The following is a 25,616-nucleotide window of genomic DNA, read 5'->3' as shown; positions in this document are numbered from 1 at the left end:
CAGGTATTGCTAAGTATTTAGAACTGTAGTATTATTGATTTAGATGAAAATTTAATAGAATAGTATAGGTTGCTATTTAGCATTAATAGGGAAACAGGTGAAATTCCTGTGCGGTCCCGCCGCCGTAAAGTGTTTTAGTAGTTTATAATGCCACTGGGAAACTGGGAAGGCAAACTACTTTTATAAACCAAGCCGGAAGACCTGCCTATACTTGCACAACGATAACTTCACGAGGAATGAAGAGGTTGTAGATACAGAAAACAAAACCTTTCAACTTGAAGTTGGAAGGTTTTTTGAGTTGAAGATGAGGAGGAAATATTATGAGTAAAAAATTTAAGGTGATTTTATCGATTTTAATAGTAACATTGCTGGTATTTGTTGGTTATAAGGTTTTTTTAAGCCCTAAAGGAGTAGAAGGGGATAAGGTGGTTACAATCCACGTAATTAATGAAGATGAGGATGTGGATAAGACCTTTGAATATAATACAGATTATGAATTCTTATTGGAATTATTAGAGGAAAAGCAAGAAGAACTAGGAATAACTTTTGAAAAATATGATTTTGGTACTATGGTAGTAGGAATGCTAGACTATGTTGCAGATCCTAATAAGCAGGAATATTTTCATGTAAGTATTAATGGCGAAGATGCATTAACAGGTCCAGGAGAAATACCTCTGATAGATGAAGATGTTTATACTTTTGAATTGAAAAACTATTAAGGCCATGAAGATACGAGATATTGCCCTTATAGGGATTCTAAGTGCAACTATGACGGCAGGGAAGTTGGCTTTAAGCTTTATACCTAATGTTGAAATTGTTACTTTATTATTTATTGTATATACTATTGTATTTGGTTATAAAAAGGTTCTGCTAGTATCCCTTGTATTTACAACTATTGAAATATTTATATATGGATTTTCTACTTGGTTTCTTGTATATTATATGATTTGGCCTATTCTTATAATAATAACGGAGTCAATGAAAAAAAAGGTAAAATCCGAATATGGTTATGCAACCATTGGAGCTATATTCGGTTATTCTTTTGGAGCCTTCTTTGCTGTAGTAGAATCCTTTTTCTATGGGGTAGCCTATGGATGGACTTACTGGGTTAGAGGTATACTATTTGATCTGCTTCACGGGACTTCTAATTTTATAATAATTCTAGTTCTCTTTAAACCAATAGTAGATATATTAAATAGGCTTGAAAAAGCCTATTATAAAAATTAAAGCTAAGGTATTGCCTTGGCTTTTTTCTTTTAGGTTTCTCCAAGCATATTTCCATAAAATTAAGAATCAGTTTTTCTGTAAAAATATCAATATATATGTTAAAATGATTTAAGTAAGACAACCGTTTATATTTATAAATATGTGGACAGAATAGAATATGAGGTGGAGTAATGAAAACTAAAGCTGTTATTCTTGGAGCCAATTATTATATAGGACTTAGTATTATCCGTTGTTTAGCTATTCATGGAGTGCCTACTGTTGCAATAGATTATTCATCCAAGGGTACCTATGGATTTCATTCTAAGTATTGCTCAGAAACTTTGATTGGACCAAATTGTAAGAAAGATCCAGAAGGACTATTGAATTTTTTGATAGAATATAGTAAAAAACAAGACCATAAGCCTGTTTTATTTCCATCTGCTGATGGTTATGTGGAGTTTATAGATAATCATTTATCTACTTTATCAAAATACTATTTAATTACACAAACAGAAGAGGGGCTATATACTAAGGTTATGGATAAGGGGGCTTTACATTCCTTAGCAAAAGAACATGGGTTACTAGTGCCAGAGACAGTTCATATTAATGAGGAGAACTTTAAAGAAAAGATAGAAGAGAATATAAAGTTTCCATGTTTAGTAAAACCCACTGACTCACCTGCCTTCGTATCTAAATTTAGAAAGAAATTATTTAAAGTGTATAATATGGAAGAATTGAAGGAAGCTATAAAAAGAGCTACTTCTGCTAATTTAGACGTAATAGTTCAAAGAATTATACCTGGTTTTGATGACCATATGTATACTTTTGATGCTTATCTAAATCAGGAAGCTAAAGTAACCCATTGGGTAACATGTCAAAAATATCGTCAATTCCCTATTAATTTTGGAGCTTCTGTATATACTGGACAAAAGTATATACCTGAGTTATATGATATAGGAGGTAAATTTTTAGAAAATATTGGTTATAAAGGTTTTGCAGAAATAGAATTTAAAAAGGATGCTAATACTGGGAAATATTATTTAATAGAAATTAATGCTAGGACTACAAATCTTAATAGTTTGCTATTTAAGGCGGGAGTAAATATGCCTTATATTGCTTATCGGGAATTAATAGGGAAACCTTTAGAACCTTACGCAGTTACTCATGATACTAACTTAGTTTTTTGGTATGCCTTTGAGGATTTATTAGCAGTAAGAGGCTATTTAAAAACTGGGCAATTGAAGTTTATGGATGTAATAAAATCTTATAATAAGCCAAAAGCTTATGCTATTTGGGATTGGAAAGATCCTAAACCTGCTTTTATGTTTTTTGGAAACAAGCTTGGTTCTTTGATTAGAAAAATACTCAGATTTACCAGATAACTATCCTATAGTGAAAGGAGTCACTAATGATGAAGCTATACGAATTACTTCAATCCGTAGAAGTAATTGAATCTTGGAATAAAAAAGATGTGAATATAAAAGGCATTGCCTATAATTCTAAAAAGGTTAATTTTGGAGACCTATTTGTATGTATAAAGGGAAATAAAACCGATGGACATAAATATATTCCACAGGCTATTGAAAAAGGTGCTGTTGCAATTGTTGTAGAAGATTATAACCCAGTTTCAAATATTCCACAATTTCGTGTAAAAGATAGTCGTAAGGCTTTGGCTATTTTAAGCAATACCTATTATGGCCACCCTTCGGACAAAATGAAGGTAATTGGTATTACTGCAACTAATGGCAAGACTTCCACTTCTTTCATGGTCAATGCTATTTTAGAAAAGTATAGATTGAAAACAGGGATAATAGGTACGGTTATGGTGAAATACGGTAACTATATAGAGCCTTCCATATTGACGACCCCAGAGTCTTTAGATCTTCAGCATTATTTTTCACAGATGAGGAAGCAAAATATATCCCATATAGTAATGGAAGTTTCATCTTCTGCCTTAGAGCTTAGTAGAGTTGAGGAAGTTGATTTTGATATAGTAACTTTAAATAATATAGGAAGGGAGCATATAGATTTACATGGTTCTTTTGAAAAATATTTTGAATATAAAGCTAGTTTAATAAGAAATGCAAAACCATCAGCATGGGCTATACTAAATTTAGATTGCCCTTATTCTAAATCCTTAATAGATGAGACAGAAGCAAAAGTTCTAACCTTTGGGGTGAAGGATAGAAGTGGAAATTTATCTTGTAGCAATTTAGATCTGTCTACTGGCCGGCCTAAATTTAAAGTCAAAATAGAAAAACCAATTAAGGTTGGAGAAGTAGAATATACCCCCCAAGAATTTAGTGTAGATTTATCTGTCCCAGGATATCACTCTGTTTATAATTCAATGGCAGCCATATCCGTTGGATTATTATCTGGTGTGCCTATTCCTGTAATTCAGGAAGCAATTAATTCTTTTAAAGGTGTGGAAAGGCGTTTTCAAATTATTTACGATAAAAGTTTTAAAATAATAGATGACCATTTTGCAAACCCTGGAAATATCAATGTAACATTGGAAACATTGAGTATGATGGATTATAATAAAATATATCTTATATATGCTATTAGAGGTAGTAGAGGAGTAACTACTAATAGGGAAAATGCTAAAACTATAGTTAAATGGACTTCAAAACTTGGTATAAAAGAAATAATTGCTACATTAAGCAAATCCCATGTTGGAGAAAAAGATAGGGTAACGGATGAAGAAATAAAAGCCTTTAAGGAAATAATGGATCAGGCAAAAATTAAAGTCCATCTATATGATGAATTACCAGATGCTATTTCCTATGGATTATCAAAGGTGTCAAAGGATGATATCTTGCTTTTGGCAGGTTGTCAAGGAATGGACTATGGTGCAAAAATTGCCTTAGAAGATATATATAAGTCAAGATCAGGCATAGATAAAAAAGAAATATTTGGAGCATTAAAAAATAGGATAGCGGGGATGTGATAAAAAGGAAGGGGAGACCCTTCCTTATATTAATTTAATCTATAAAAATGAGATAAAATCATTGCAAAAATCATATGCTTGTTATATATTATATATAACAGATACAAAAGGAGGGATACTATTGTTAAAATTGCAAAATCTATCTAAAATCTATAGTAGGGGAGATATTAAAGCTGTAGATAATATAAATTTAGATATAAAATCAGGAGAGATATTTGGGTTTTTAGGGCCTAATGGGGCAGGGAAGACTACTACAATAAAGATGATAGTAGGCTTACTTAAACCAGATAATGGGAAAGTATTTATAGATGGAATAGATGCATGGAAAAATCCTATAGATGCTAAAAGACGGATATCCTACGTGCCTGATTCTCCAGAAATATACGATAAACTGAAAGGCATAGAATACCTTAATTTTATAGCCGACATGTATGAAATACCTAAGGAGATTAGGCAGGAGCGTATGGGAAAATACTTAGAAATATTTAATTTAAAACATGCAATGGGAGACATTATAGGGAGTTATTCTCATGGGATGAAGCAGAAGTTAGTTCTTATTTCCGCTTTAATTCATGAACCAAAATTATTTATATTAGATGAACCTATGGTAGGATTAGACCCTAAATCTTCTTTTCAATTGAAAGAAATTATGAGGAAAAGATGTGATGAAGGTAAAACAGTATTTTTTTCTACCCATGTGCTGGAGGTAGCAGAAAAATTATGTGATAGAATAGCTATTATCAATAAAGGAAAGATAATCGCTTTAGGAACTATGGAAGAATTACGTAATCATGCAGAAGAACGGAAGTCCTTGGAAAATATTTTCTTGGAGTTGACTGAAAATGAGTAGGATATTATCTTTAATTAAAACTGATTTAAATACCACCTTTGGATTATCTGCATTACAATATAAAATTAAAAATAAAAGGGATAGATGGCAGATTATCATCTTTGGAGTTGCACTTATTTCCCTTATCCCTTCTTATTTATTAATAGTCAGTGGACTTTCTAATCTATATGAAGCCTATAGTAGTATTGGGCAAGAATCCATGTTTCTATTAAATGGATTTTTATATTCTCAATTAATTGTTTTTATATTTGGCATACTTTATGTTATGTCTAAATACTATTTTTCCAATGATTTAAATGTATTGGTACCTTTGCCATTAAATCCTAGAGATATTATTGGGAGTAAATTCATATCCTTAATGGTCAATGAATATTTAACATCCTTACCAATAATACTTCCCTTTATTATTATATATGGAACAAAAGGAAATGAAGGCATACTTTATTGGCTATACTCTTTAATACTAATATTATTCGTACCTATAATACCTTTAGCCTTGGCATCCATAATTGTAATGTTATTCATGAAATATACAAATATTAAAGGTAGAAAAGATTTACTACGTATAATTGGTTATTTTCTATTATTAATAGTTTTATTTACATTTCAATTTAAAATTCAATCTATAACTCAAAATGCAATGGTAGAAGGGGAAGATTTCTTCTTGAAAATGGCAACAGATTCTAATCTATTGGTAAGGAAATTAGGATTAAGTTTTCCACCAAGTATGTGGGGAGCCTTATCTCTAAGCAGTTACTATAGTCTAATTGGTCTATTAAACTTAATATTATTTGTAGGAGTATCTATAATTGTATTTTTAGTAATGGTTTATTTAAGTGAAAAACTATTTTTTGATGGACTTATAGGGAATTTAGAAGTAAGTATATCTAGGGGGAGTAGTAAGGTTAGGGCATCCGACTATAATAAAAAAGCTCCCGCCTTTTTAGCCTTAGGACTAAAGGAGATAAGATTGCTTATAAGGACTCCAGTTTATCTATTGAATTCCATTGGAGGAGTCGTTATAGTGCCCATAATATTAGTTATATCTACCTCTATGGATGGAGGTCAATCCTTGGAAGGATTAAATATGTTAATAAAAGGTAACACTCATCTAATATCTCTTGTAGGTGTGGGGATAGTTACTTTGTTAGGGATAATGAATTGTGTAGGATGTACTACTTTTTCTAGAGAAGGTAAAAACCTTTGGCTCCAAAGGACTATACCTATAAAAGCAAAAGATCAAATATTTGGTAGGGTATTATCGTCCCTTTTGGTGCAACTTATAGGTGTTGCAGCAGTGCTATGCACTATAGCTTATCTAGGGTATTTAACTATAGAAAAGGTGTTTTGGATTACAATATTAGGAGTTTTAGGTAGCATTGCTATGGCTGAATTAGGCATGATAATAGACATATATAGGCCATTACTTGATTGGGATAACCCACAAAAGGTTATGAAACAAAATTTGAATGTATTAATCGCCATGGGCATAGGGGCTCTTTATTTATTAGGAGTAGGATTTTTAGTATATAAATTATTAGATAAAATGGATATATTGTTTATATATGGAATAGTAGGATTAGTGTTTATAATATCAGCTTATGGATTTTATATAATTCTCAAAAAAATCATTAAAAGACAATTTGAGTTACTGGAGTAGTGTTTTATATGTGTTAAAAAAAGCGAACTGATTATGAATGATCAGTTCGCTTTTCTTATCATTATCTATAATTTTCTCTTGCTTTTTCAATAGCTGCATAAGCTTCTTCTACATTAGCCCATCCTTTTACATGAACTTCTTTTCCTTCTAATTGTTTATATTCAGAAAAGAAATGTTCAAATTCTTTTTTCATATGGGAACCCATGTCTTCTATGGTTTTGATTTCTTCATACCTTGGATCTCCTAAGGGAACAGCTATTATCTTTTCATCCTTTCCTTTTTCATCTTCCATTAAGAACATACCTATTACTCTAGATCTTATCATACATCCTGGAAAGGTAGGATTAGCCATAAGTACCATAATGTCTATAGGGTCTCCGTCTTCTGCCAATGTATTAGGGATAAATCCATAATCAGCAGGGTAAAACATAGGAGAAAACAAGGCCCTATCTAATACAAATACTTTTCTTTCTTCATCATATTCATATTTATTACTGCTGCCCTTTGGTATTTCTATAAAGGCATCTACTATAATATCCATCTTAACCATCTCCTTTATCTTAAGTTTTCTGCTCTGGTCTTTATTTTTATATCTTCATCATCTATCTGAATTATTCTTAGTTTTGTCTATACCCTTTTTGTTTTCCATTTTCCTTTTTTATAATGGATTAATATTATGATAATCTCTCCGATTTCGGCTGCTACGAAGCTAAGCCAAACGTAGATTGCTGAAAGATTTAATATTTTAGTGGTAATAAAGAGCATAGGAACTTGTATACCCCATCTGGAAATAATGCTAGACAATAGATAAGGTATATTATGACCTGAACCGGTAAATACAGATCCTAATCCCATAGACCACCCAGCCAATATCAGAGCAGGAATCAATATTCTTATCATAGGTATGCCTACGTTGATAACCTCTAAGTCATTAATAAAGACTCCCATTATCTTATCTGGTATTAATATGGACACAATGGATAGAAAACCCATCATAACTATATTGGTTAAGGCGGCAAATTTTGCTGTATCCCTTGCCTTATCTACATCTTCTGCTCCTAAAGCCTGGCCTACTATAGTACTAGCTCCCATGACTATACCCATTATGGGCATAAAAGCAAAACTAAACAATCGGCTACCTATCCCCATGGCAGCCACCGTATCTGTACCATAAATAGATACAAATTTCAATGTAGCAATACTAGATAAATTTCTCATAAGAACTTCAATACCGGTTGGTAATCCTATGGTCAATAATTTTTTATCGATTTCCCAATCTAATTGGAATAATCCTTTAAAGGTTATTTTTAACTTTTCATTTCCTTTAAGTAATATATAAAAACCCATAGAAAAGGCTATTACTGTAGAAATAACTGTAGCTAAGGCTGCACCAAATACTCCCATATTAAAGCCAGGTATATTAGTCCCTGGAATTTTATCAAACATGAAAATAGGGTCTAAAATAATATTAGCAATAGAAGATACTATCATTATTTTCATAGGAGTTTTAGCATCACCTAAGCACCTTAGGGCAGTATTTACTGAGTAGGAAGAAAACATTATGGGAAGGAAAAACATCCTTATATATCCATAATCTAAGGCTGCCTTGAGAACTTCTTGATCTTCTGAAAAAAATGACAATAAAGGTTTCAGTATAATTGAAATAATAATTGCAGAAAGAATAGCAACTAGAGCTTTAAAAGTCAAAGTTTGCTCTACTACCTTCCTAGTTCGCTGAATATCTCCTTTTCCATAGCTTTGAGTAATCAAAGAAATGGAACTAGTACCGATAATTTCATTTAACACCGTTACTAGCCAAAATACAGTGGAAAAAATAGTAACTCCTGCTACTGCAGAAGCTGAGATTCGACCAATCCATATCATATCTACCATATCGTATACGGCCTGTAAAGCAAAACCCAGCATAGTAGGTATGGATACTTTAAGTAGGTTCTTTCTTAAATCACCTATTAATAGTTCATTATTTTCTATATTGTTCATCATATTCCCCCTTAAAAAACAATTGGGCAGTTTAAAAGATATACATATATACTAATATATTTTCTATATTATAGCAATATTAAAAAATATTAATCAAATTATATTAATAAATATATATTATTTAAAAATCCTGCTATAATGAATATATAAAGAATTAAAAAGGGGGCTTATGTTATGAAACTATATATAAGTGCTGATATTGAAGGGGTTACTGGGGTTACCCATTGGGATGAAACGGAAAAGCCAGAGGAAGACCATAAAGAGTTTGCCCATCAAATGACATTAGAAGTAAAAGCTGCTTGTGAAGGTGCCATCAATGCAGGGGCAGATGAAATATGGATTAAGGATGCTCACGATAGCGGAAGAAATATAAACCATAATCTATTACCTAAAAATACTAAGCTTATTAGGGGATGGAGCGGACATATGTACTCTATGGTTCAAGAATTAGATGAAACCTTTGATGCATTAATATTTATAGGATATCATTCTGCTGGAGGGACCAATACTAATCCATTGTCCCATACTATGAATACAAAGATTGATTATATTAAACTAAATGGAGAATATTTGTCAGAGTTTCTTCTACATTCCTATATAGCTACTTACCTAGGGGTACCAGTAGTATTTCTAAGTGGAGACCTAGGATTATGTGATGAAGTAAAGAAATTTAATAGAAATATAGTTACCATTCCTGTAAAAGAAGGAAGAGGAAACTCCACCATAAACATTCACCCTCAATTGGCTTTAGAACTCATAAAGGAAGGAGTAGAAGAAAGTTTAAAGAAGGATTTTTCTCTATATAAAATGGAATTACCAAAGGAATTCAATTTGGAGATAAAATACAATCAACATTCAGAAGCCTTAAGGGCTATGAACTATACAGGAGTAGACCAAATAGATTCTAAAAAAATTAGCTTTAAAACTAAGGATTTAATGGAAGTAGTTAGAGCTACAAGATTTTTATTATAAAATATAGGAAGTTTGACTATATAATAAAATTTTAAACTAGTATATTAGAATATAAATAATAGAGGAAAGAAAAAGAGATGAAGAAAAAAATAAAAGACAGAGAAAACATTATAATTAGAAAAAAAATATTATCTATGATTCTTCCTATAACCCTCGAAAATGTTCTACAGATGACAGCAGGGATTGTTTCTATGGCCATGATAGGCAGAATCAATCCTTTGGCTGTTGGGGCTTTAGGAATGAGTAATATTATCTTCAATATGATATGGGCTATATTTAAAGGAGTATCTACAGGAGTATCTGTATTTGTTGCTCAAGCTCATGGTGCTAATAATTATGCTAAATTAAAAAGGATTGTTACCCAGACCTTATTTTTTTCAATTTTATTAGTTATAGTATTACAACAGCTACTATTTTGGAATGTCCAAATCCTACTAAAAATTTTTAATCCTAGTAAAGAACTATTAGCTAATGGAGTATTGTATCTAAGGATTATTTCTTGGGGACTACCTTTTATTACTGTAGTTTTAATAGTAGCAGGGACTTTGCAAGGTATGGGTAATGCTAAAACTCCTATGAAGATAGCTTTAATAATGAATTTTGTAAATATTACTTTTAGCTATATTTTTATATTTGGAAAACTTGGAATTAAACCTATGGGTTTAAAAGGGGCCGCCTTTGGTTTACTAATTGCTCAATTTACAGCTGCTTTACTAGGATTAGAGGTTTTATTTGGGAAGGAAGGAACATTAACTACAATAGGGGATGAATTTTCCTTTAGTATACAACTGAAGGAAGTTCTGCCTGTATATAAAGTAGGATTACCTACATCTTTTGAAACCATTTTTTGGGAAGCAGCAGCAATTCTTATGACTAAGGCTATTTTAACTTACGGAGAAATTGCTTATGCAGCCTATCAATTGGGGTTACAAGCAGAGGCTATTTCCTATATGCCTGCAGCAGGATTTGGGGTAGCAGCTACTACTTTTATTGGGCATGCAATAGGTTCTCAAGACAGGGAACAAGGGAAGAAATATATCCACCAATTGATTAAATGGACAAGTATTTTAACCATATTCACTGGAGGAGTATTGATATTTTTCCCAAGACAAGTTATGAGGCTTTTGACTAATGATATTGAAATAATAAAAATAGGGGCTATGTATTTGTTTGTAATGGGTCTAGTGCAAATACCTCAAAACATAAATGGGGTATTAAATGGAGCCTTAAGAGGTGCAGGTTACTCTAAAATACCTATGATAGTGGCTATGCTAGGATTATGGCTAATAAGGGTACCTCTTTCTTTGTTAGGAGCCTTTATATTTAAAACCAACATTACCTTTATATGGATTGCATTGGGATTAGACTTAATATTTCGATTTTCATGTGGGGTAATAATATTTAAAAAGAAGGATATATATGAAAGTAAATCTTTAATTGGAGCTGAATAGAATGAAAGACATAGAAATTGCTAAAAAGTATTTAGAAGAAGAAAATCTAGCTATAGCAGTAGTAAAAGATGGTGGTTTAATATTTAAAAGTCATGATAAAGGTATAAGGCCTATGTATACTTTAGCTACTAAAATGACAAAACTAGCTAAAGATTCCTCTATAGCTGATAAGGTAATAGGTAGAGGGGCTGCTATATTATGTAAAAGCTTAGATGTAAAAGAGGTATACGGTAAATTAATATCTGACAATGCTATGGAGATATTGGAAGAAAGCAATATAGTATATTACTATGATAATATTTGTGACTATATTAAAAATAGAGATGGAACAGATCTATGCCCTATTGAAAAGATAGCACTTAAATCTGAAAAACCAGAGATACTTTTGAATAAGATAAGAGAGTTTTTAAACATATATTGAAGGAGTGATCCAATGAATCTGCTTATTAAGAATATCACTATACTACCTATGGATGGAAAAGATGAAGTTATAGAAAATACCAATATGTATATTGAAGATGATAAAATAGTACATATTGGGGAACTAAAAGAAGATATTAAAGTAAATAGAATCATAGATGGGAAAAACAAAGTTGCTATGCCTGGATTGATAAATGCTCATACTCATATCGGTATGTCATTATTGAGAAATTATGCTGATGATTTACCATTATATGAATGGCTAACCAAAAAAATATGGCCAATAGAGGCAAAACTTACAACAGAAGATGTTTACTGGGGTTCCCTTTTAAGTATGGTAGAGATGATCCAATCTGGTACTACTACTTTCTGTGATATGTACTTTTTCATGGATGAGGTAGGCAAAGGATTAGAAGAATCGGGAATTAGAGGGATTTTAACAAGGGGAATTATTGAAGAATCAGGAAAAGAAAAAGAGAAATTGGATGATACAAGAGAACTTTATAAAAATTGGTATGGCAAAGGGGAAGGAAGGATTAAGGTAATGGTGGCTCCTCATGCACCTTATACTTGTAGTCCTGCTTATTTAGAAGATGTAATGGACTTAGCTCACGAGTTAGATACTGGAATTCATATTCATTTATCAGAGACAAAAAAGGAAGTAGAGGATAGTTATAAAACCTATGGAAAATCTCCTATAAAGCATGTATACGATTTAGGGTTATTTAAACTACCCACTATAGCTGCTCATTGTGTCCATGTAGATGAATCGGATATAAAAATATTAAGGGAGAACAATGTAAGTCCAGTTAACAATCCTAGTAGTAATCTTAAGCTAGCTAGCGGATTTGCTCCTATAGATGAAATGCTTAAATTTGGAGTAAATGTTAGTTTAGGAACTGATGGCTCATCTAGTAATAATAATTTAAATATGTTTGAAGAAATCCATTTAGCATCAATTGTAAATAAGACAGTCAATATGGATGCCGTATCTGTACCTGCTATAACTGCATTAAAAATGGCAACTATTAATGGTGCTAAAGCTCTATTATGGGATAAGGAAATAGGGTCTATTGAAATTGGGAAAAAAGCGGATATGATATTAATCGATATGGATAAACCCCATCTTTATCCACGTCATAATATAATTTCATCTTTAGCCTATTCGGTACAGGGTTCCGATGTGGATACAGTAATTGTAGATGGAAAAATTATAATGGAAAAAAGGGAGATAAAAACTTTAGATGTAGAAAAGATAATGTATAATGCAGAAAAAGTTGCTAAAGATTTAGTAAATAGATAAGATTAGAGCAATGAACTAAAACTGTATTTTTAGTTCATTGCTCTAAATTTTAATAAATTAGCCCTAATACCTTATTTATACTGATAGGTTTTGTAGTATAATTTAATTAGAGGAGTGGATATTATGGCGTTTAAAAATATAGAATTAGATGAAAATATAGTTTTAAAGAATAAAATACCAATATTGATAAAAGATCCAAATTGGCTAAAACTATTTGGAGATGTGGATAATAAAAATATTCAAAATATTAAAGAGGAATTGACCGAACTTGTAGAAGCTCAAGGAGAATTGGAAAGAAAAGAGAAAGCCCTTCAAAAAGAAAAAACTCTTGCTATGAAAATGATCCTAGGTATATCTAACGCAGTAAACAATGAAAATAAAATCCAATCAGTTGGTTTATTAGACGAGTATAAAGAAAAAATAGAAAAGATAAATGAAGAATTAGATAATATTATCTATCAACTAGAAACTATTCCATCTAAAATTAGAGAAGTAAATTTCAATTTATTAAAAGCAACTGTCTACTATGGATATAAAGAGCTTAAATCGAAAGAAAAAAATTTAAAAGAAGTAACTGATGAGTTGGAAAGTATGAGAGAAAGAATTAAATTTTTAATAAATCAAAAATATGATTATGAAGAATGGATAAATTCAACCTATTCTTTTCTACATGGTTTATTAGGTAGTGAAGAAATCGAAAAACTGGATGAACAAATACTTGAATAAAGGAGAATTTTTATGCTCATAGGTAATGGAGTAGATATAGTTAAAGTATCTAGAATAGAAAGGCTATTGAAGGACAAAAGAGATAGATTTTTAGGAAGAGTTTTTACAAAAAATGAAATTGAATATATAAATGATGTAAATTATAATTCTCAGACTATATCAGGAATTTTTGCTGCCAAAGAGGCTATGTCTAAATTGTTAGGTACAGGTATTGGTAAGGTAAGCTGGAAAGACATAGAGATTCTTCATAATCATAAAGGAGCTCCCTATGTGAAACTATATAATGAAGGGATGAAAATTTCTAAAGGACTAGGTATAAAGAATATCAAATTATCCATATCTCATGAAAGGGAATATGCTATAGCTTTTGTAATTGGGGAAAATAATTATGATGAAATAAATGTAAAAATTCCTGACAACATAAGGAATATTTTGCCAAGGAGGAAAACTAATTCTCATAAAGGAACTTTTGGCAGGGTGGGAGTAATAGCTGGCAGTAAAGGGATGACAGGAGCATCCTATTTAACTACTATGGCAGCCCTTAGAAGTGGCAGCGGGTTAGTTTATACCATAATTCCAAATAGCTTGAATAGAATCCTTTCAATAAAATTAACAGAAGCCATAATTAAACCTGTAGAAGATGGAAATACAGGTCATTTTATTCTAGACTCATTTGATGATATAAAGAATATAATAGATGAAATGGATGTGTTGGCAATTGGACCTGGTATAGGCGTTGATGAAGATAGGTTTGAATTAGTCAACAAAATACTATTAACTTATAAAAAAACAATAATATTAGATGCAGATGGCATAAACTGCATATCAAAATACAATCCAGATATACTATATAATAGAAAAGCTGATATTGTAATAACCCCCCACCCTGGTGAACTTTCAAGACTATTAAAGGTAGATATAAGTGATATTCAAAAAAAACGAATAGAATATTCTAAGCAGGTATCGAATAAATATAATGTAATAATGGTATTAAAAGGTGCTAATACTGTAGTAGCTAATGCAAAAGGAGATATATATGTAAATCCTACAGGCAATTCTGGAATGGCAACGGCAGGTAGTGGAGATGTGTTAACTGGAATAATAACTAGTTTTATTGGTCAGGGAATCGATTCCTATGAAGCATCAATATTGGGGGTATACTGCCATGGTTTAGCTGGGGATTTAGCCAAGGTAGATAAAGGTGAATATGGAATAATTGCTGGGGATATATTAGATAACATACCTTATAGTCTTAAGAAACTAGAATATTAACCATAGAACAATAATCTGAATTGTTTCTACAGTGGAAAATATAAAAATATTCAAAAATCTTAGAGGAAAAAGAAGGATTTTGTCCCTTATAGGTTGAATATATTAGAAGGAAAAGATAATATAAAGTTATTCTAGAGGTGGTAGAATGTATACTTTTGATTATATTAGACCTGTTTGGGCAGAAATAAGTTTAGATAATCTAGCTCATAATATGAGAGAGGTGAAGAAAAACGTTAGAGAAGGGGTTTTGGTAACTGCAGTTGTTAAGGCTAATGCTTATGGTCACGGTTCTATTAAATCTGCTGAGATATTTTTAAATAATGGAGCAGACAGACTAGCGGTAGCAACTCTATCTGAAGCTATTGAACTTAGAAGGGCAGATATAGATGCTCCACTACTCATCCTAGGATACACTCCCGAAAGTCAATATCCTTTAGTAGTAAAATACAATATAATACAAACTATATATGACTATGAGAGTGCTAAAACTTTTTCTGAAGCTGCTGTTTCTTTAAACAAAACTGGCACTATACATTTAAAAATTGATAGTGGAATGGGGAGATTAGGGTTTTTACCTAAAGATGAAGCTATCGATGAGATAGTCAAAATCTATAATCTACCAAATTTAGAAACCGAAGGAATCTTTACCCACTTTGCAACAGCAGATGAAAAGGATAAAACCTACACTAAGTTCCAATATGATAGATTTATAAAGCTAGTTGAAAAATTAGAGAAAAGAGGGGTTTATATACCCATTAAACATGCTTCTAACAGTGCTGCTATAATAGATCTTCCAGAGTATAATTTGGATATGGTTAGGGCAGGAATTATGATATATGGATTTTATCCTTCTAAAGAAGTTGATAGAGAAAAGCTAGATTTAAAACCTGCAATGACTTTAAAGGCTAGAATCTCCAATATTAAAAAGGTTCCCCAAGGTACTGGAATTAGTTATGGGCAAATTTTTGTTACGCAAAAAGAATCTATAATTGCTACTATTCCAATAGGCTATGCTGATGGATATACTAGATTGTTAACTTTAAAATCTGATGCATTTCTAAAAGGGAAGAGGGTGCCAATTGTAGGTAAAATATGCATGGATCAGTGTATGTTAGATATTACAGGTTTAGAAGATGTAAATGTGGGAGATGAAGTAGTTTTATTTGGACATGGAAAAGAGGGATATCCTCATGTTGATGAAATAGCAGATAAATTGGATACAATTAATTATGAGATTGTATGTATGGTGGGAAGACGAGTTCCGAGGGTATATATCCAAAATGGAGAGATAATGGATATTAAAGATTATTTAATAGACTAACCAAATTTTGAATAATTCCTTATTCATATTGACACAATTAATGTAAAGAATATATAATTGATATATGCTATCTTAATAGGGCTTATTTTTAAGTTTTAAGGGAAACAATTGCTTGGGGGTGCAAACTTAATGGCTGAAACGAAAAGGATTATGGTTAGCTTACCAAATAGCTTGTTAAAAGAGGTGGACTTTATTGTTTCTATGGAGAAGAAAAATAGAAGTGAGTTTGTTAAAGAAGCTATGAAGCTGTATATTCGTGAAAAGAGAAGGTTGGAAGTTTCTCAAAGACTTAAAGATGGATATGTAGAAATGAGCAAGATCAATTTAGCTCTTGCTGAAATAGGTTTTGAACAGGATATGGTAGAATTAAATATATATGAAACAAAGCTTACTGGGTGTGAAAAAATGTGAACGTAAAAAGAGGAGATGTTTTTTATGCTGACCTGAGCCCTGTCGTTGGCTCAGAGCAAGGAGGCGTAAGGCCTGTTCTTGTTATTCAAAATGATATAGGTAACAAGTATAGCCCTACTATTATTGTAGCGGCTATTACTTCCCAAATTAATAAAGCAAAACTACCTACACATGTAGAAATTAGTGCTCCAGAGTATGGACTTCCTAAAGATTCTGTAGTCTTATTAGAACAGGTAAGAACTATAGATAAAAAAAGACTACGGGAAAAAATAGGTAGATTTAATGATGAAATGATGGAAAAGGTAGATGATTGTTTAAAAATAAGCTTGGGATTAATAGACTTGTAAAAAATAAGCATTGAGTTAGATATGCTTATTTTTTTAATTTCTTTAAAAGGTAAGCAAATTATAGTATAATCAAATGAAGAAGATATAGTATTTTGAAAGTGGGTGTTTGGACTTGCGAGACAAGGTAGATATAACTTATATATGTAAGTTAAGTGGTGAGTTTATAGAAAAAGAAAAACAGGAATTCGTAGATCTATTTAACACAGTTTTTCATACCAATTATAGTTTAGAGTGGTTTAATTGGAAGTATATTGATAATATTTATGGAGATTCATATATAGTTCTAGCTTATGATGAAGGTCAGCTAATAGGAATAAGAGCTTTTTGGAGAAATGACATAGAAGATCATTTGTCCTATCAACCTTGTGATACTGCTGTTTTGAAGAGTCATAGGGGAAAAGGCATATTTACAAAATCTAGTAAGTTAGCTTTAGAAAAAACTAAGGGTGCTTTTATTTATAATTTCCCAAATGAAAACTCTTTGCCTGGGAATCTAAAGCTAGGTTGGAGAATAAATAAATATTCTTATTTAAAGCCGGTATTAAGTAAGTCAAAGCTAAAAGATGAAACGGATTATATTGATGATAATTATTTAGTTTGGAGATTTACAAAATCTCCAATTAAAAAATATTACTATTATCAAAAAAACGGGGAATCTTATCTACTTTTTAATAGAGGACGGAATATCTATTATGTTCTAGGTAGATTTAATAATGAATACAATGATTATTTTATTAAAGTAGACTTTCCAATTCTATTTAGCTATACTACTAAAGAAACCATTATTTATAAAATATTTAATAATCGAGGGACTGTGGTTTCATTTAATAATGGGATTGAAGGGACAGATAAAATTTATATTCCTGAATACAAGGCGGATTATTTTTAAAATAGATTTAATAGGGAGGAAAATCAAATGAAAAATAGTAAGTTTAAAAAGACTATATTGGTTTTAGGTGCAGCATCTATTATTCTTGGTAGTAGAATTGTTTTTTCGGAACCAGGTTCGGAAAAGGATCCCTTAGTATCCTTAAGCTATTTAGAAAAAAGAATTGACCAATTAAAATATTATATAGATGAAAAATTGTCTGCTGTTGGAGAGAATAATAATTTATCTAATAGTTTTGAAGTAGTTCAAATACTAGCTGGTCAATCTATTATTGGGAAAGATGGGACAGAGATTATATTAAGAGGTGGAACGGGAAACGGACCTGGAAGAGCAAAAATAGTAGCCTTGGGAAAAGATGGATTATCAGATTTAACAGTTGGAAAAGATTTAAAAAAGGATGAAGAAGTGCCTATTAATCATTTGTTAATAGTTCCTAGGGGTGATGGGAGAGGAGTTTATGCCATTAATGATTCTGTTTTTTTAGTTAAAGGGGGATATGAGATAAGATAGTAAAACTTAGATAGAGGATGTGAGTTTATGGTTAAGAATTTGGCAAAATTAATCCTTAAATACCCTTTAAAATTGGTTAACAGAATATATAGCTATTATTTTTATAAAAAAAGCCCTAAAAGAGATAATATTGAAATAGATGCTATGATTGCTACAGGAGAGAAGGTTTTAGTATTATCTCCCCATGTAGACGATGAAACTATTGGATTAGGCGGCACCTTATTGAAGCATAAAAAGGTAGGTAATAAAATGGCATTAGCATACTTAACGGATGGAGGCGGTAGTACAAGCGATTTAAGTAGGGTAGAACTAGTTAACAAAAGGGAAAAAGAGGGGAAAAAGGTAAAGGAAGTATATGGATTTGATAATTTATATTTTCTAGATGAATTAGATGGACAACTAGATTCTTCTAAAGAAGAATTAATAGAAAAAATTATAGATATATTAGAAGAAGAGAAACCCACAATTATATATACTCCTTTTTTAATAGATGGTCATAAGGATCATGTAGAGACAACAAAAGCCCTTTTAAAGGCTTTAAAAGTATGGAATAGAAATTTTGATAAAATCTATATGTATGAAGTAAATTGTCCAATAATGCCTTTATTGATAAATAGCTTAAGTATAATGGATGAATGTCTATACAATAATAAAGGTGAGATATACAAGGTTTTCACCTCCCAATGGGCAATGGGATTTGAGGTCTTTAGATTATTAGATAGGAGAAAAAGATTAATTCTTAAAGAGGGATTTGGAGCAGAGGTTTTTGTAAAAACAAATTTCAAATATTTATCTTATATGGAAGATATGTTAAAAAAAGAAGGATTTAAACCTGAGTATTTTAGACAAGTAAGCAGTGAATACAATCTACTTTTATCTTTTAGGACTAATAGGATTTTAAAAGAAGAATATAGTCGAAAGATTGATTCTATATTATCAAAAAAATTATCAGATAATAAATTATATACAATATGAGCAATAATTTGTGTTATAATATTGGGGGTTTAATTTGCTTCTAAAGGGAAGGAGGAAGCTCTTAATTAGGGCTATTTTATGATGAAGGTACTTCATTTAATTAGTGGCGGAGATACAGGCGGAGCCAAAACTCATATTATTTCATTGGTAAAACAATTAAATAAATTAATAGATGCAAAGGTTATATGTTTTATAAAGGATACATTTTATCATGAGGCTATAGAAGCGGGAATTAATATTGAGGTATTTCAGCAGAAGAAAAGAACAGATATGTCGGTTATTAGTAGGTTAATAACTGAAATAGATAAAGAAGGTTATGATATAATCCATTGTCATGGTGCTAGAGCTAATTTTATAGCCATGTTGCTTAGAACAAGGATAAAAAAATCGATGATTACGACTATACATAGCGATTATAAGCTGGATTTTAGGGATAATTTCTATAAGAGAATAGTCTATACACCTATTAATTCGATAGCCTTAAAAGGATTTGATTATTATATAGCCATTTCAGATACTTTTAAACAGATGCTAGTGAATAGAGGGTTTAAAGAGGAAAAGATATTTACGGTTTATAATGGTATTGATTTAGAATCTGATATTGATTATATCAGCAAGGAAGATTTTTTAAATCGATATAATATTGATGGGAAAGATAAAGTAATTGTTGGTATAATAGCAAGAATTGATTTAGTGAAAGATCATGAAACCTTTATTAAGGCTGCATATAAAATCCTTCAAAAAAGGAAGGATATTATATTTTTAATTGCTGGAACAGGGAATGATGAAAGAAGGATTAAGTCTTTAGTAAGGGATATGGGAATTGAGGATTATGTTTATTTTTTAGGATTTGTGAATGATCAATATTCATTTTTTAATGCTATAGATATAAATGTGTTGACTTCCATTAGCGAAAGTTTTCCCTATGTTATTTTAGAAGGCTCAAAACTTAAAAAGATGACTATTAGCACAAATGTAGGTGGAATTAATCGGTTGATCAAAGATGGTTACAATGGTTGGCTCATTGATGTTGGTGACAGTGATGCTTTAGCAAATAAATTGGACTATCTCATGGAAAATAGGGAAGTGATAAAAACTATGGGAGAAAACTTATTAAACAGTGTTGAGAAAAACTTTTCTTCTCGAAAGATGGCAGAAGAACATTGTGAAATTTACAATCAAATTATTCAACATAGGAGGTAGAAAGAATGAAGATAGTAAATGAAAAGGGAAAATTATTTGGAGTCATTAACATAATCGATTTGGCTGTAATATTGATAGTTGCTCTATTAGTTGTTGGAGGAGTTAAACGTATGAAAAAAAGCCCTGTTGCAACTGCAGAGACTAAAAAAGCATTAATAACTGTAGAAGTTTCTGAAGTAAGGATGGCCACCGTAGATGGGATAGTAATAGGAGACCCATTATACCATTATGACAAGGGACAATTGCTTGGTGAAATAGTAGAAAAAAAAGTAGAGCCTTATAAAGAACCTGTTGAAAGTGGAGATGGAAGATGGGTATTGGCAGAAGTTCCTGAGAAATATGTGGTCACCATGACGGTTGAAGCAGATGTAAAGGAAAATCCTGATGTAGTAATAGCGGGTGGAGAACAAATTCGAATAGGTGCACAATTTAGGTTGAAAAATAGAAATGTAGCGGTTATGAGTACAGTACTTGGAGTTGAAGTAGAATAAAGGAACTAGGAGTGGTTCTATGTATAATAGTGTAGTAGTACGATTTTTGGTAGGCATTTGGCATGTTTTACAAAGAGGTTATGAATATAGTCTATTAAAGAAATTTAATGGTAGGTTAACAAAATGTATAGAGTTTCTATCCAAAGGTTCTTTAACTATTGGTCTATTTAGATCTAATAGGAGTTTACTAGTAGAAAGTTTACTTTATAAGGTATATTGTCAGGTCTTAGATCTAGTAACCAAAATTTTTAGAGGGTTAAGGAAAGGAATAAAGAAAACAAATCATGGAAGCTTTATATATACTAGTATCTATAATCTTTTTTATGACGAGGTACAACTCCAAAGTACATTTTATATATTCTTTATAGCTTTTGGTATGGGAATTATAGGCAATAACCTAATTAGAGGATATTACTTTGGGCGTTCCTATATTATCTCCATAGCTTTAATATTAATTTCTTTAATGGGATTGAGGATTAAAGATGACTATAATAGTCTTTTAGAGGGAAGCTATACTTTTAAATTAGTAAAAAGCATATTTACTATAGATGAGGGAGTGGATCAGTGGTGGTAGAATCTATAAAGAGGAAAGCAATACTTCTCCCCATAGGATTAGGTATAATATTTTCCATGGTATACCATAGGTTACCTTTAAACTATTTTGCAATTATATTATTGGGGTTAATAGGAATAGTCCTTATTTTATACGATATAAGGATTGGAATATATGCAGGAGTGTTTATATTTCCTTTTATGCCAGATATGTTAAACTTATTATTTATGATTTTTATGGTTGGAGTATATCTATATAAGGCGCTATTTAAGAAATCAAATCCTTTAACTAAGCAGCCAATAGATATGCATATAATATTTTATGTAGGGATCATTATTATTTCAACTATTACATCCATTGATCCTTCTGGTAGCTTTAGAGACTTAGCTATTCATCTTACATCTATAGGATTTTTATTTGTAATAGTAAACAATATAGACACTAAAAGGGATTTCAATATACTTATAGTTATTTTAGTTATTTCAGCAGTATTGGTAGCTGCCTATGGTTTTTATCAGTATAAGGTTGGAGTAGAAATAGAAGACAAATGGGTAGATACAACAAACAATCCAGATGTAAAAACGAGAATTTATTCCGTTTTTGGGAATCCAAATATATTTGCTGAGTATTTGATAATGCTAATACCAATATCTTTATCATTATTTTGGTTTTCTAAGAAGATCCATAAAAAGGCCATATTTTTAATTTCTAGTTTGATTCTTATATTAGCATTAGTGCTGACTTTGTCTAGAGGCGGTTGGGTTGGATTTGCCTTTGGAATGTTTGTATTTGTATTATTAATTGAAAAAAGGCTACTTTTATCTATTATTCCTTTAGGAATAGGAGCAATCTATTTTTTACCGTCAACTATTTTAAATCGGATAGCAAGTATTGTAAATTTTGCTGATTCATCTAACTCTTATAGGTTAAGAATGTGGAAGATAACGCTAGATATAATAAAGGATAATTGGCTGGTAGGGGTAGGATTTGGGCATCTTCCTTTTAAGGCAACTTTTGAGACATATATTAGAACAATGCCTACTTACCATGCACATAATACCTATTTAGAGACTATGGCGGAAATGGGAATATTAGGTTTCATAATTTTTACAATCTTTATATTTGTTTTATTTAAATACTCTATTAAGAAATTGGTTAAGGGAAAAGATAATTATATCAAGACCATGGCAATAGGGGTCTTATCAGGATTAGCCGCTGTATTAGCCCATGGAGCGGTGGAAAACATATTATATATACCTAGAATAATTACTACTTTCTGGATACTTGTTGCTCTATTACTAACATTGATAAGAATTTCAGATAAACTTCCAGAGACTAGTTAAAAAGGAGAATACTTATGGGTATAAACAAAAGAATTCTTATTTCTGGATACTATGGCTTCGATAATAGCGGCGACGATGCTATATTAAAGGCCATAGTAAAGGATATAAATGAAAAGGATAATTCCATAGAAATTGCAGTTTTATCTAATAACCCTATTTTTACCGAAAAAGTCTACGGAATAAAGGCCGTTAACAGGTTTAAGATGAAGGATGTAATTAAAGCGATTAAAGAATGCGATCTATTTATTAGCGGAGGTGGGAGCCTTCTACAGGATATAACTAGTACCCGTTCTTTACTATATTATTTAACTTTAATGAAATTGGCAAAGGGATTTGATAAACCTATTATGGTATATGCTAATGGTATAGGGCCTATTAATAAAAAATTAAACCGAATTTTGACTAGAAAAACTCTTAATAAAGTAGATTTAATTACACTAAGGGATGAAGACTCAAAAACTTTTCTAGAAGGTTTGGGAGTTGAAAATAGAAATATCTTTGTAACAGCTGACCCAGTATTTACTCTAGAGCCCAGTAAGGAAAGGGTAATAGATGATATTTTAACTAAGGAAGGAATACCCTGGGAAAGACCTTTGGTAGGTATTTCAGTACGAAACTGGATCAATGAAGATAACCTGATTCCTATTGTAGCTAAGGCTATAGATCATATTATCGAAAAGTATAAGGTCAATGTAATATTAATTCCAATGCACTATCCGGAAGATTTATCTATTAGCAAAAATATTTTAGAAGGAGTTTCTAGTCAAAATTGTTATATTATTTCTAACAAATATAATGTAGAAGACATTATGGGTATAATAAGAAGATTAGAGATAATAGTTGCCATGAGACTTCATTCTTTAATATATGCAGCTACTCAAAATGTGCCAATGGTAGGTATTGTATATGACCCTAAGATTGAGGGATTTTTGAAATCAATAGATATGGGGCATATGTGTTCGGTGGAGAATTTACAATATGACCACCTTATTTCTAATATTGACTATGTATGGAAGAATAGGGCGGAATTAAAAAACGGACTAAAAGAGCTAGATATAAAGATGAGACAAGAAGCATTGAAAAATGTCAATATGGCATTAGACCTTTTAAAAAGGTAGGTGGTATCTTGAAAAATGTAAATATCTTTGGAGTAAAGATAGATAATGTAACCATAGATGGAGCAACAGAAATTGTTGAAAAATTTTTGAATGGAGATAGCTTAAAAACCATATGTACGCCTAATACTGAAATTGTTATGGCAGCTAAAGACGATAATAACTTAAAGGAAATTATTAATCAAAATGATTTAATCATTCCAGATGGCATTGGACTGATTTATGGATCTAGAATTAAGAAAAAGCCCTTAAAAGAAAGGGTAACTGGATTTGATCTTTCAATAAAATTATTAGAAATTGCTAATAAGAAAGGTTATAGGCTATTTTTATTAGGGGGAAAAGATGGTGTTGCTAAAAGAGCAGCAGAGAATATCTTAAAAGAATATCCAAATATTAAGATTACAGGCTATCATCATGGATATTTTAAAGGTAGTCATATTGGATATGAAGATCACGAAGATGAATTAAATTTAATACATAGAATTAATGGAGCTAAACCAGATATTATATTTGTTGGGCTAGGATTTCCAAAACAAGAGATTTGGATAGCTAAAAACAAAAATAGACTTGATGGAAAGGTTATAATAGGAAATGGAGGTACAATGGATATATTATCTGGAGATTCTAAACGAGCCCCAGAATTCTTCCAAAAACTTGGATTAGAGTGGCTATATAGATTAATTAAGGAACCATCACGTATTAAACGACAGATGGTTTTACCTAAATTTATGCTATATATATTATTTTCTAAAGATGTAATCCAATAAGGTAGGAGGTTTTTATGGAAAAGGAAAAATGGTATAAAACTTTATTGTCCTTAGTAGGACTAGGTGTAGGTGTGTTTTTATTAGCAATTGGGTTAACCTTCTTTTTAGAGCCAAATACTATTGCTCCAGGAGGAGTAACTGGTTTTGCAATTGTATTAAAAAAGATTACAGGGATTCCAGTTTATTTGACCAATTTAGCTATAAATATTCCCTTATTTATAATTGGAATGATTATTCTAGGTAAGAATTTTGGATGGAAAACCCTATATGCTACTGCATTATTATCTCTGTTTTTAAAGATAATTCCCATTCAAGCAGTAACTCCAGATTTACTACTATCTTCTATATTCGGTGGATTGGTATCGGGGATAGGCTTAGGTATAGTTTTTAAATTTGGTGGAACAACGGGTGGTACAGATTTAGCTGGTTCCATACTCAATAAATTATTTCCATCATTAAGTTTATCAACTTTTATGATGGCTATAGATGTTGTAGTAGTTGCCTTTGCAGGCATTGTAGATAAGAAGGTTGAAACTTCCCTTTACTCTGTTATATCTTTGTTTATAACGATTAAAGTTATAGATTTAATACTAGAAGGAATTGGGTATTTGAAGGGATTTCTTATTATAACCAGCAAACCAGAAGAGATAAGCAAAAAGATTATGGAAGACTTAGATAGGGGAGTTACTTTGTTTAAAGGTATAGGTATGTATACTAAAGAAGAAAAAGACGTACTTCTTTGCGTGGTGAATCGGTCCCAGTTTGCTAAGACAAAGGATATAGTCTATGATATTGATAAGGATGCTTTTATTATGGTTACTGAAATGTCAGAAGTATTAGGAGAAGGATTTGAAGAAATTAAAAGTTAATAGGAGGTATG

The 25,616-nt window shown here is 31.2% G+C and carries 27 protein-coding genes and 1 riboswitch; of the genes, 25 read left to right on the top strand and 2 right to left on the bottom strand.

Going from position 1 to position 25,616, the window contains the following annotated elements:
- Nucleotides 1-49 precede the first annotated feature (49 nt).
- A riboswitch (cobalamin riboswitch) is annotated at nucleotides 50-223 on the top strand.
- A 97-nt stretch (nucleotides 224-320) separates the two neighbouring features.
- From C3E89_RS11150 to C3E89_RS11125, 6 genes are all read left to right on the top strand, one after another.
- Complete coding sequence (locus C3E89_RS11150; protein ID WP_236913023.1) at nucleotides 321-719, top strand: hypothetical protein; 399 nt, start codon at nucleotides 321-323, stop codon at nucleotides 717-719.
- Between the two features lie 4 nt (nucleotides 720-723).
- The gene (locus C3E89_RS11145; RefSeq protein ID WP_236913022.1) at nucleotides 724-1,227 is read left to right on the top strand and encodes a hypothetical protein; all 504 of its coding nucleotides are present in this window, start codon (nucleotides 724-726) and stop codon (nucleotides 1,225-1,227) included.
- 170 nt (nucleotides 1,228-1,397) lie between these two features.
- Nucleotides 1,398-2,588, top strand: coding sequence for a carboxylate--amine ligase (locus C3E89_RS11140; protein ID WP_005587001.1), 1,191 nt, complete (start codon nucleotides 1,398-1,400; stop codon nucleotides 2,586-2,588).
- A gap of 29 nt (nucleotides 2,589-2,617) precedes the next feature.
- A complete protein-coding gene (locus tag C3E89_RS11135) occupies nucleotides 2,618-4,156 on the top strand; it encodes a Mur ligase family protein (RefSeq protein ID WP_236913021.1) in 1,539 nt (512 codons plus the stop codon).
- A gap of 121 nt (nucleotides 4,157-4,277) precedes the next feature.
- Entirely contained in the window at nucleotides 4,278-5,006 is a 729-nt protein-coding gene (locus tag C3E89_RS11130) for an ABC transporter ATP-binding protein (RefSeq protein WP_236913020.1), read from the top strand.
- A complete protein-coding gene (locus C3E89_RS11125; RefSeq protein WP_236913019.1) occupies nucleotides 4,999-6,666 on the top strand; it encodes a putative ABC transporter permease subunit in 1,668 nt (555 codons plus the stop codon). Before C3E89_RS11130 ends, C3E89_RS11125 begins: the two co-directional genes overlap by 8 nt.
- A gap of 61 nt (nucleotides 6,667-6,727) precedes the next feature.
- On the opposite strand, the gene C3E89_RS11120 is transcribed toward C3E89_RS11125, so the two are convergent.
- Together C3E89_RS11120 and C3E89_RS11115 are read right to left on the bottom strand one after the other, a co-directional pair.
- A complete protein-coding gene (locus tag C3E89_RS11120) occupies nucleotides 6,728-7,207 on the bottom strand; it encodes an inorganic diphosphatase (RefSeq protein WP_236913018.1) in 480 nt (159 codons plus the stop codon).
- A gap of 86 nt (nucleotides 7,208-7,293) precedes the next feature.
- Complete coding sequence (locus tag C3E89_RS11115) at nucleotides 7,294-8,667, bottom strand: MATE family efflux transporter (protein WP_236913017.1); 1,374 nt, start codon at nucleotides 8,665-8,667, stop codon at nucleotides 7,294-7,296.
- 174 nt (nucleotides 8,668-8,841) lie between these two features.
- Between C3E89_RS11115 and C3E89_RS11110 the strand changes: the two genes are divergently transcribed.
- The 19 genes from C3E89_RS11110 (at nucleotide 8,842) to C3E89_RS11020 (ending at nucleotide 25,605) form a co-directional block, all read left to right on the top strand.
- On the top strand, nucleotides 8,842-9,639 hold the full coding sequence (locus C3E89_RS11110; RefSeq protein WP_236913016.1) for a M55 family metallopeptidase: 798 nt from the start codon (nucleotides 8,842-8,844) through the stop codon (nucleotides 9,637-9,639).
- Between the two features lie 77 nt (nucleotides 9,640-9,716).
- Complete coding sequence (locus C3E89_RS11105) at nucleotides 9,717-11,090, top strand: MATE family efflux transporter (RefSeq protein ID WP_236913015.1); 1,374 nt, start codon at nucleotides 9,717-9,719, stop codon at nucleotides 11,088-11,090.
- Nucleotide 11,091: 1 nt separating this feature from the next.
- Nucleotides 11,092-11,511, top strand: coding sequence for a DUF1893 domain-containing protein (locus tag C3E89_RS11100; RefSeq protein ID WP_236913014.1), 420 nt, complete (start codon nucleotides 11,092-11,094; stop codon nucleotides 11,509-11,511).
- 12 nt (nucleotides 11,512-11,523) lie between these two features.
- On the top strand, nucleotides 11,524-12,813 hold the full coding sequence (locus C3E89_RS11095) for an amidohydrolase (RefSeq protein WP_236913013.1): 1,290 nt from the start codon (nucleotides 11,524-11,526) through the stop codon (nucleotides 12,811-12,813).
- A 123-nt stretch (nucleotides 12,814-12,936) separates the two neighbouring features.
- Entirely contained in the window at nucleotides 12,937-13,539 is a 603-nt protein-coding gene (locus C3E89_RS11090) for a hypothetical protein (protein ID WP_236913012.1), read from the top strand.
- A gap of 12 nt (nucleotides 13,540-13,551) precedes the next feature.
- A complete protein-coding gene (locus C3E89_RS11085) occupies nucleotides 13,552-14,811 on the top strand; it encodes an NAD(P)H-hydrate dehydratase (RefSeq protein WP_236913011.1) in 1,260 nt (419 codons plus the stop codon).
- A 145-nt stretch (nucleotides 14,812-14,956) separates the two neighbouring features.
- The gene (gene alr / locus C3E89_RS11080; RefSeq protein ID WP_236913010.1) at nucleotides 14,957-16,132 is read left to right on the top strand and encodes an alanine racemase; all 1,176 of its coding nucleotides are present in this window, start codon (nucleotides 14,957-14,959) and stop codon (nucleotides 16,130-16,132) included.
- A 129-nt stretch (nucleotides 16,133-16,261) separates the two neighbouring features.
- Nucleotides 16,262-16,543 (top strand): CopG family ribbon-helix-helix protein, encoded by a 282-nt coding sequence (locus C3E89_RS11075; protein WP_236913009.1) that lies wholly within the window; start codon nucleotides 16,262-16,264, stop codon nucleotides 16,541-16,543.
- Nucleotides 16,540-16,890, top strand: a complete 351-nt coding sequence (locus tag C3E89_RS11070; RefSeq protein ID WP_005587027.1) for a type II toxin-antitoxin system PemK/MazF family toxin — start codon at nucleotides 16,540-16,542, stop codon at nucleotides 16,888-16,890. The genes C3E89_RS11075 and C3E89_RS11070 overlap by 4 nt, the downstream gene beginning before the upstream one ends.
- Nucleotides 16,891-17,002: 112 nt before the next feature.
- On the top strand, nucleotides 17,003-17,779 hold the full coding sequence (locus C3E89_RS11065) for a GNAT family N-acetyltransferase (protein WP_236913008.1): 777 nt from the start codon (nucleotides 17,003-17,005) through the stop codon (nucleotides 17,777-17,779).
- A gap of 27 nt (nucleotides 17,780-17,806) precedes the next feature.
- On the top strand, nucleotides 17,807-18,289 hold the full coding sequence (locus C3E89_RS11060; protein ID WP_236913007.1) for a hypothetical protein: 483 nt from the start codon (nucleotides 17,807-17,809) through the stop codon (nucleotides 18,287-18,289).
- A 27-nt stretch (nucleotides 18,290-18,316) separates the two neighbouring features.
- The gene (locus C3E89_RS11055; RefSeq protein WP_236913006.1) at nucleotides 18,317-19,264 is read left to right on the top strand and encodes a PIG-L deacetylase family protein; all 948 of its coding nucleotides are present in this window, start codon (nucleotides 18,317-18,319) and stop codon (nucleotides 19,262-19,264) included.
- Nucleotides 19,265-19,342: 78 nt separating this feature from the next.
- Nucleotides 19,343-20,467 (top strand): glycosyltransferase family 4 protein, encoded by a 1,125-nt coding sequence (locus tag C3E89_RS11050; RefSeq protein ID WP_236913005.1) that lies wholly within the window; start codon nucleotides 19,343-19,345, stop codon nucleotides 20,465-20,467.
- Nucleotides 20,468-20,472: 5 nt separating this feature from the next.
- On the top strand, nucleotides 20,473-20,958 hold the full coding sequence (locus C3E89_RS11045; protein ID WP_236913003.1) for a DUF4330 domain-containing protein: 486 nt from the start codon (nucleotides 20,473-20,475) through the stop codon (nucleotides 20,956-20,958).
- A 19-nt stretch (nucleotides 20,959-20,977) separates the two neighbouring features.
- Nucleotides 20,978-21,532, top strand: a complete 555-nt coding sequence (locus C3E89_RS11040; RefSeq protein ID WP_236913001.1) for a hypothetical protein — start codon at nucleotides 20,978-20,980, stop codon at nucleotides 21,530-21,532.
- Entirely contained in the window at nucleotides 21,523-22,854 is a 1,332-nt protein-coding gene (locus C3E89_RS13455) for an O-antigen ligase family protein (protein ID WP_236912998.1), read from the top strand. The genes C3E89_RS11040 and C3E89_RS13455 overlap by 10 nt, the downstream gene beginning before the upstream one ends.
- A gap of 14 nt (nucleotides 22,855-22,868) precedes the next feature.
- A complete protein-coding gene (csaB, locus tag C3E89_RS11030) occupies nucleotides 22,869-23,972 on the top strand; it encodes a polysaccharide pyruvyl transferase CsaB (protein WP_236912995.1) in 1,104 nt (367 codons plus the stop codon).
- An 8-nt stretch (nucleotides 23,973-23,980) separates the two neighbouring features.
- Nucleotides 23,981-24,736: a WecB/TagA/CpsF family glycosyltransferase gene (locus C3E89_RS11025; RefSeq protein WP_236912994.1), complete on the top strand. Its 756-nt coding sequence runs from the start codon at nucleotides 23,981-23,983 to the stop codon at nucleotides 24,734-24,736.
- A 14-nt stretch (nucleotides 24,737-24,750) separates the two neighbouring features.
- Complete coding sequence (locus C3E89_RS11020; RefSeq protein ID WP_236912993.1) at nucleotides 24,751-25,605, top strand: YitT family protein; 855 nt, start codon at nucleotides 24,751-24,753, stop codon at nucleotides 25,603-25,605.
- The last annotated feature ends 11 nt before the right edge of the window (nucleotides 25,606-25,616 follow it).

It is taken from the genome of Clostridium sp. Cult1 (assembly GCF_021655095.1).
Classification (GTDB): Bacteria; Bacillota; Clostridia; order Tissierellales; family Tepidimicrobiaceae; genus Schnuerera.
Note: the sequence above shows the minus strand (reverse complement) of the source record. Positions and strands in the feature narration are given on the sequence as shown.

What these genes read in the sequence shown, in the direction of transcription:
- C3E89_RS11150 (WP_236913023.1), top strand. Translation starts at nt 321, where the DNA reads ATGAGTAAAAAATTTAAGGTGATTTTATCGATTTTAATAGTAACATTG.
- C3E89_RS11145 (WP_236913022.1), top strand. Translation starts at nt 724, where the DNA reads ATGAAGATACGAGATATTGCCCTTATAGGGATTCTAAGTGCAACTATG.
- C3E89_RS11140 (WP_005587001.1), top strand. Translation starts at nt 1,398, where the DNA reads ATGAAAACTAAAGCTGTTATTCTTGGAGCCAATTATTATATAGGACTT.
- C3E89_RS11135 (WP_236913021.1), top strand. Translation starts at nt 2,618, where the DNA reads ATGAAGCTATACGAATTACTTCAATCCGTAGAAGTAATTGAATCTTGG.
- C3E89_RS11125 (WP_236913019.1), top strand. Translation starts at nt 4,999, where the DNA reads ATGAGTAGGATATTATCTTTAATTAAAACTGATTTAAATACCACCTTT.
- C3E89_RS11120 (WP_236913018.1), bottom strand. Translation starts at nt 7,207, where the DNA reads ATGGATATTATAGTAGATGCCTTTATAGAAATACCAAAGGGCAGCAGT.
- C3E89_RS11115 (WP_236913017.1), bottom strand. Translation starts at nt 8,667, where the DNA reads ATGAACAATATAGAAAATAATGAACTATTAATAGGTGATTTAAGAAAG.
- C3E89_RS11110 (WP_236913016.1), top strand. Translation starts at nt 8,842, where the DNA reads ATGAAACTATATATAAGTGCTGATATTGAAGGGGTTACTGGGGTTACC.
- C3E89_RS11105 (WP_236913015.1), top strand. Translation starts at nt 9,717, where the DNA reads ATGAAGAAAAAAATAAAAGACAGAGAAAACATTATAATTAGAAAAAAA.
- C3E89_RS11100 (WP_236913014.1), top strand. Translation starts at nt 11,092, where the DNA reads ATGAAAGACATAGAAATTGCTAAAAAGTATTTAGAAGAAGAAAATCTA.
- C3E89_RS11095 (WP_236913013.1), top strand. Translation starts at nt 11,524, where the DNA reads ATGAATCTGCTTATTAAGAATATCACTATACTACCTATGGATGGAAAA.
- C3E89_RS11090 (WP_236913012.1), top strand. Translation starts at nt 12,937, where the DNA reads ATGGCGTTTAAAAATATAGAATTAGATGAAAATATAGTTTTAAAGAAT.
- C3E89_RS11085 (WP_236913011.1), top strand. Translation starts at nt 13,552, where the DNA reads ATGCTCATAGGTAATGGAGTAGATATAGTTAAAGTATCTAGAATAGAA.
- alr (WP_236913010.1), top strand. Translation starts at nt 14,957, where the DNA reads ATGTATACTTTTGATTATATTAGACCTGTTTGGGCAGAAATAAGTTTA.
- C3E89_RS11075 (WP_236913009.1), top strand. Translation starts at nt 16,262, where the DNA reads ATGGCTGAAACGAAAAGGATTATGGTTAGCTTACCAAATAGCTTGTTA.
- C3E89_RS11060 (WP_236913007.1), top strand. Translation starts at nt 17,807, where the DNA reads ATGAAAAATAGTAAGTTTAAAAAGACTATATTGGTTTTAGGTGCAGCA.
- C3E89_RS11055 (WP_236913006.1), top strand. Translation starts at nt 18,317, where the DNA reads ATGGTTAAGAATTTGGCAAAATTAATCCTTAAATACCCTTTAAAATTG.
- C3E89_RS11050 (WP_236913005.1), top strand. Translation starts at nt 19,343, where the DNA reads ATGATGAAGGTACTTCATTTAATTAGTGGCGGAGATACAGGCGGAGCC.
- C3E89_RS11045 (WP_236913003.1), top strand. Translation starts at nt 20,473, where the DNA reads ATGAAGATAGTAAATGAAAAGGGAAAATTATTTGGAGTCATTAACATA.
- C3E89_RS11040 (WP_236913001.1), top strand. Translation starts at nt 20,978, where the DNA reads ATGTATAATAGTGTAGTAGTACGATTTTTGGTAGGCATTTGGCATGTT.
- csaB (WP_236912995.1), top strand. Translation starts at nt 22,869, where the DNA reads ATGGGTATAAACAAAAGAATTCTTATTTCTGGATACTATGGCTTCGAT.
- C3E89_RS11020 (WP_236912993.1), top strand. Translation starts at nt 24,751, where the DNA reads ATGGAAAAGGAAAAATGGTATAAAACTTTATTGTCCTTAGTAGGACTA.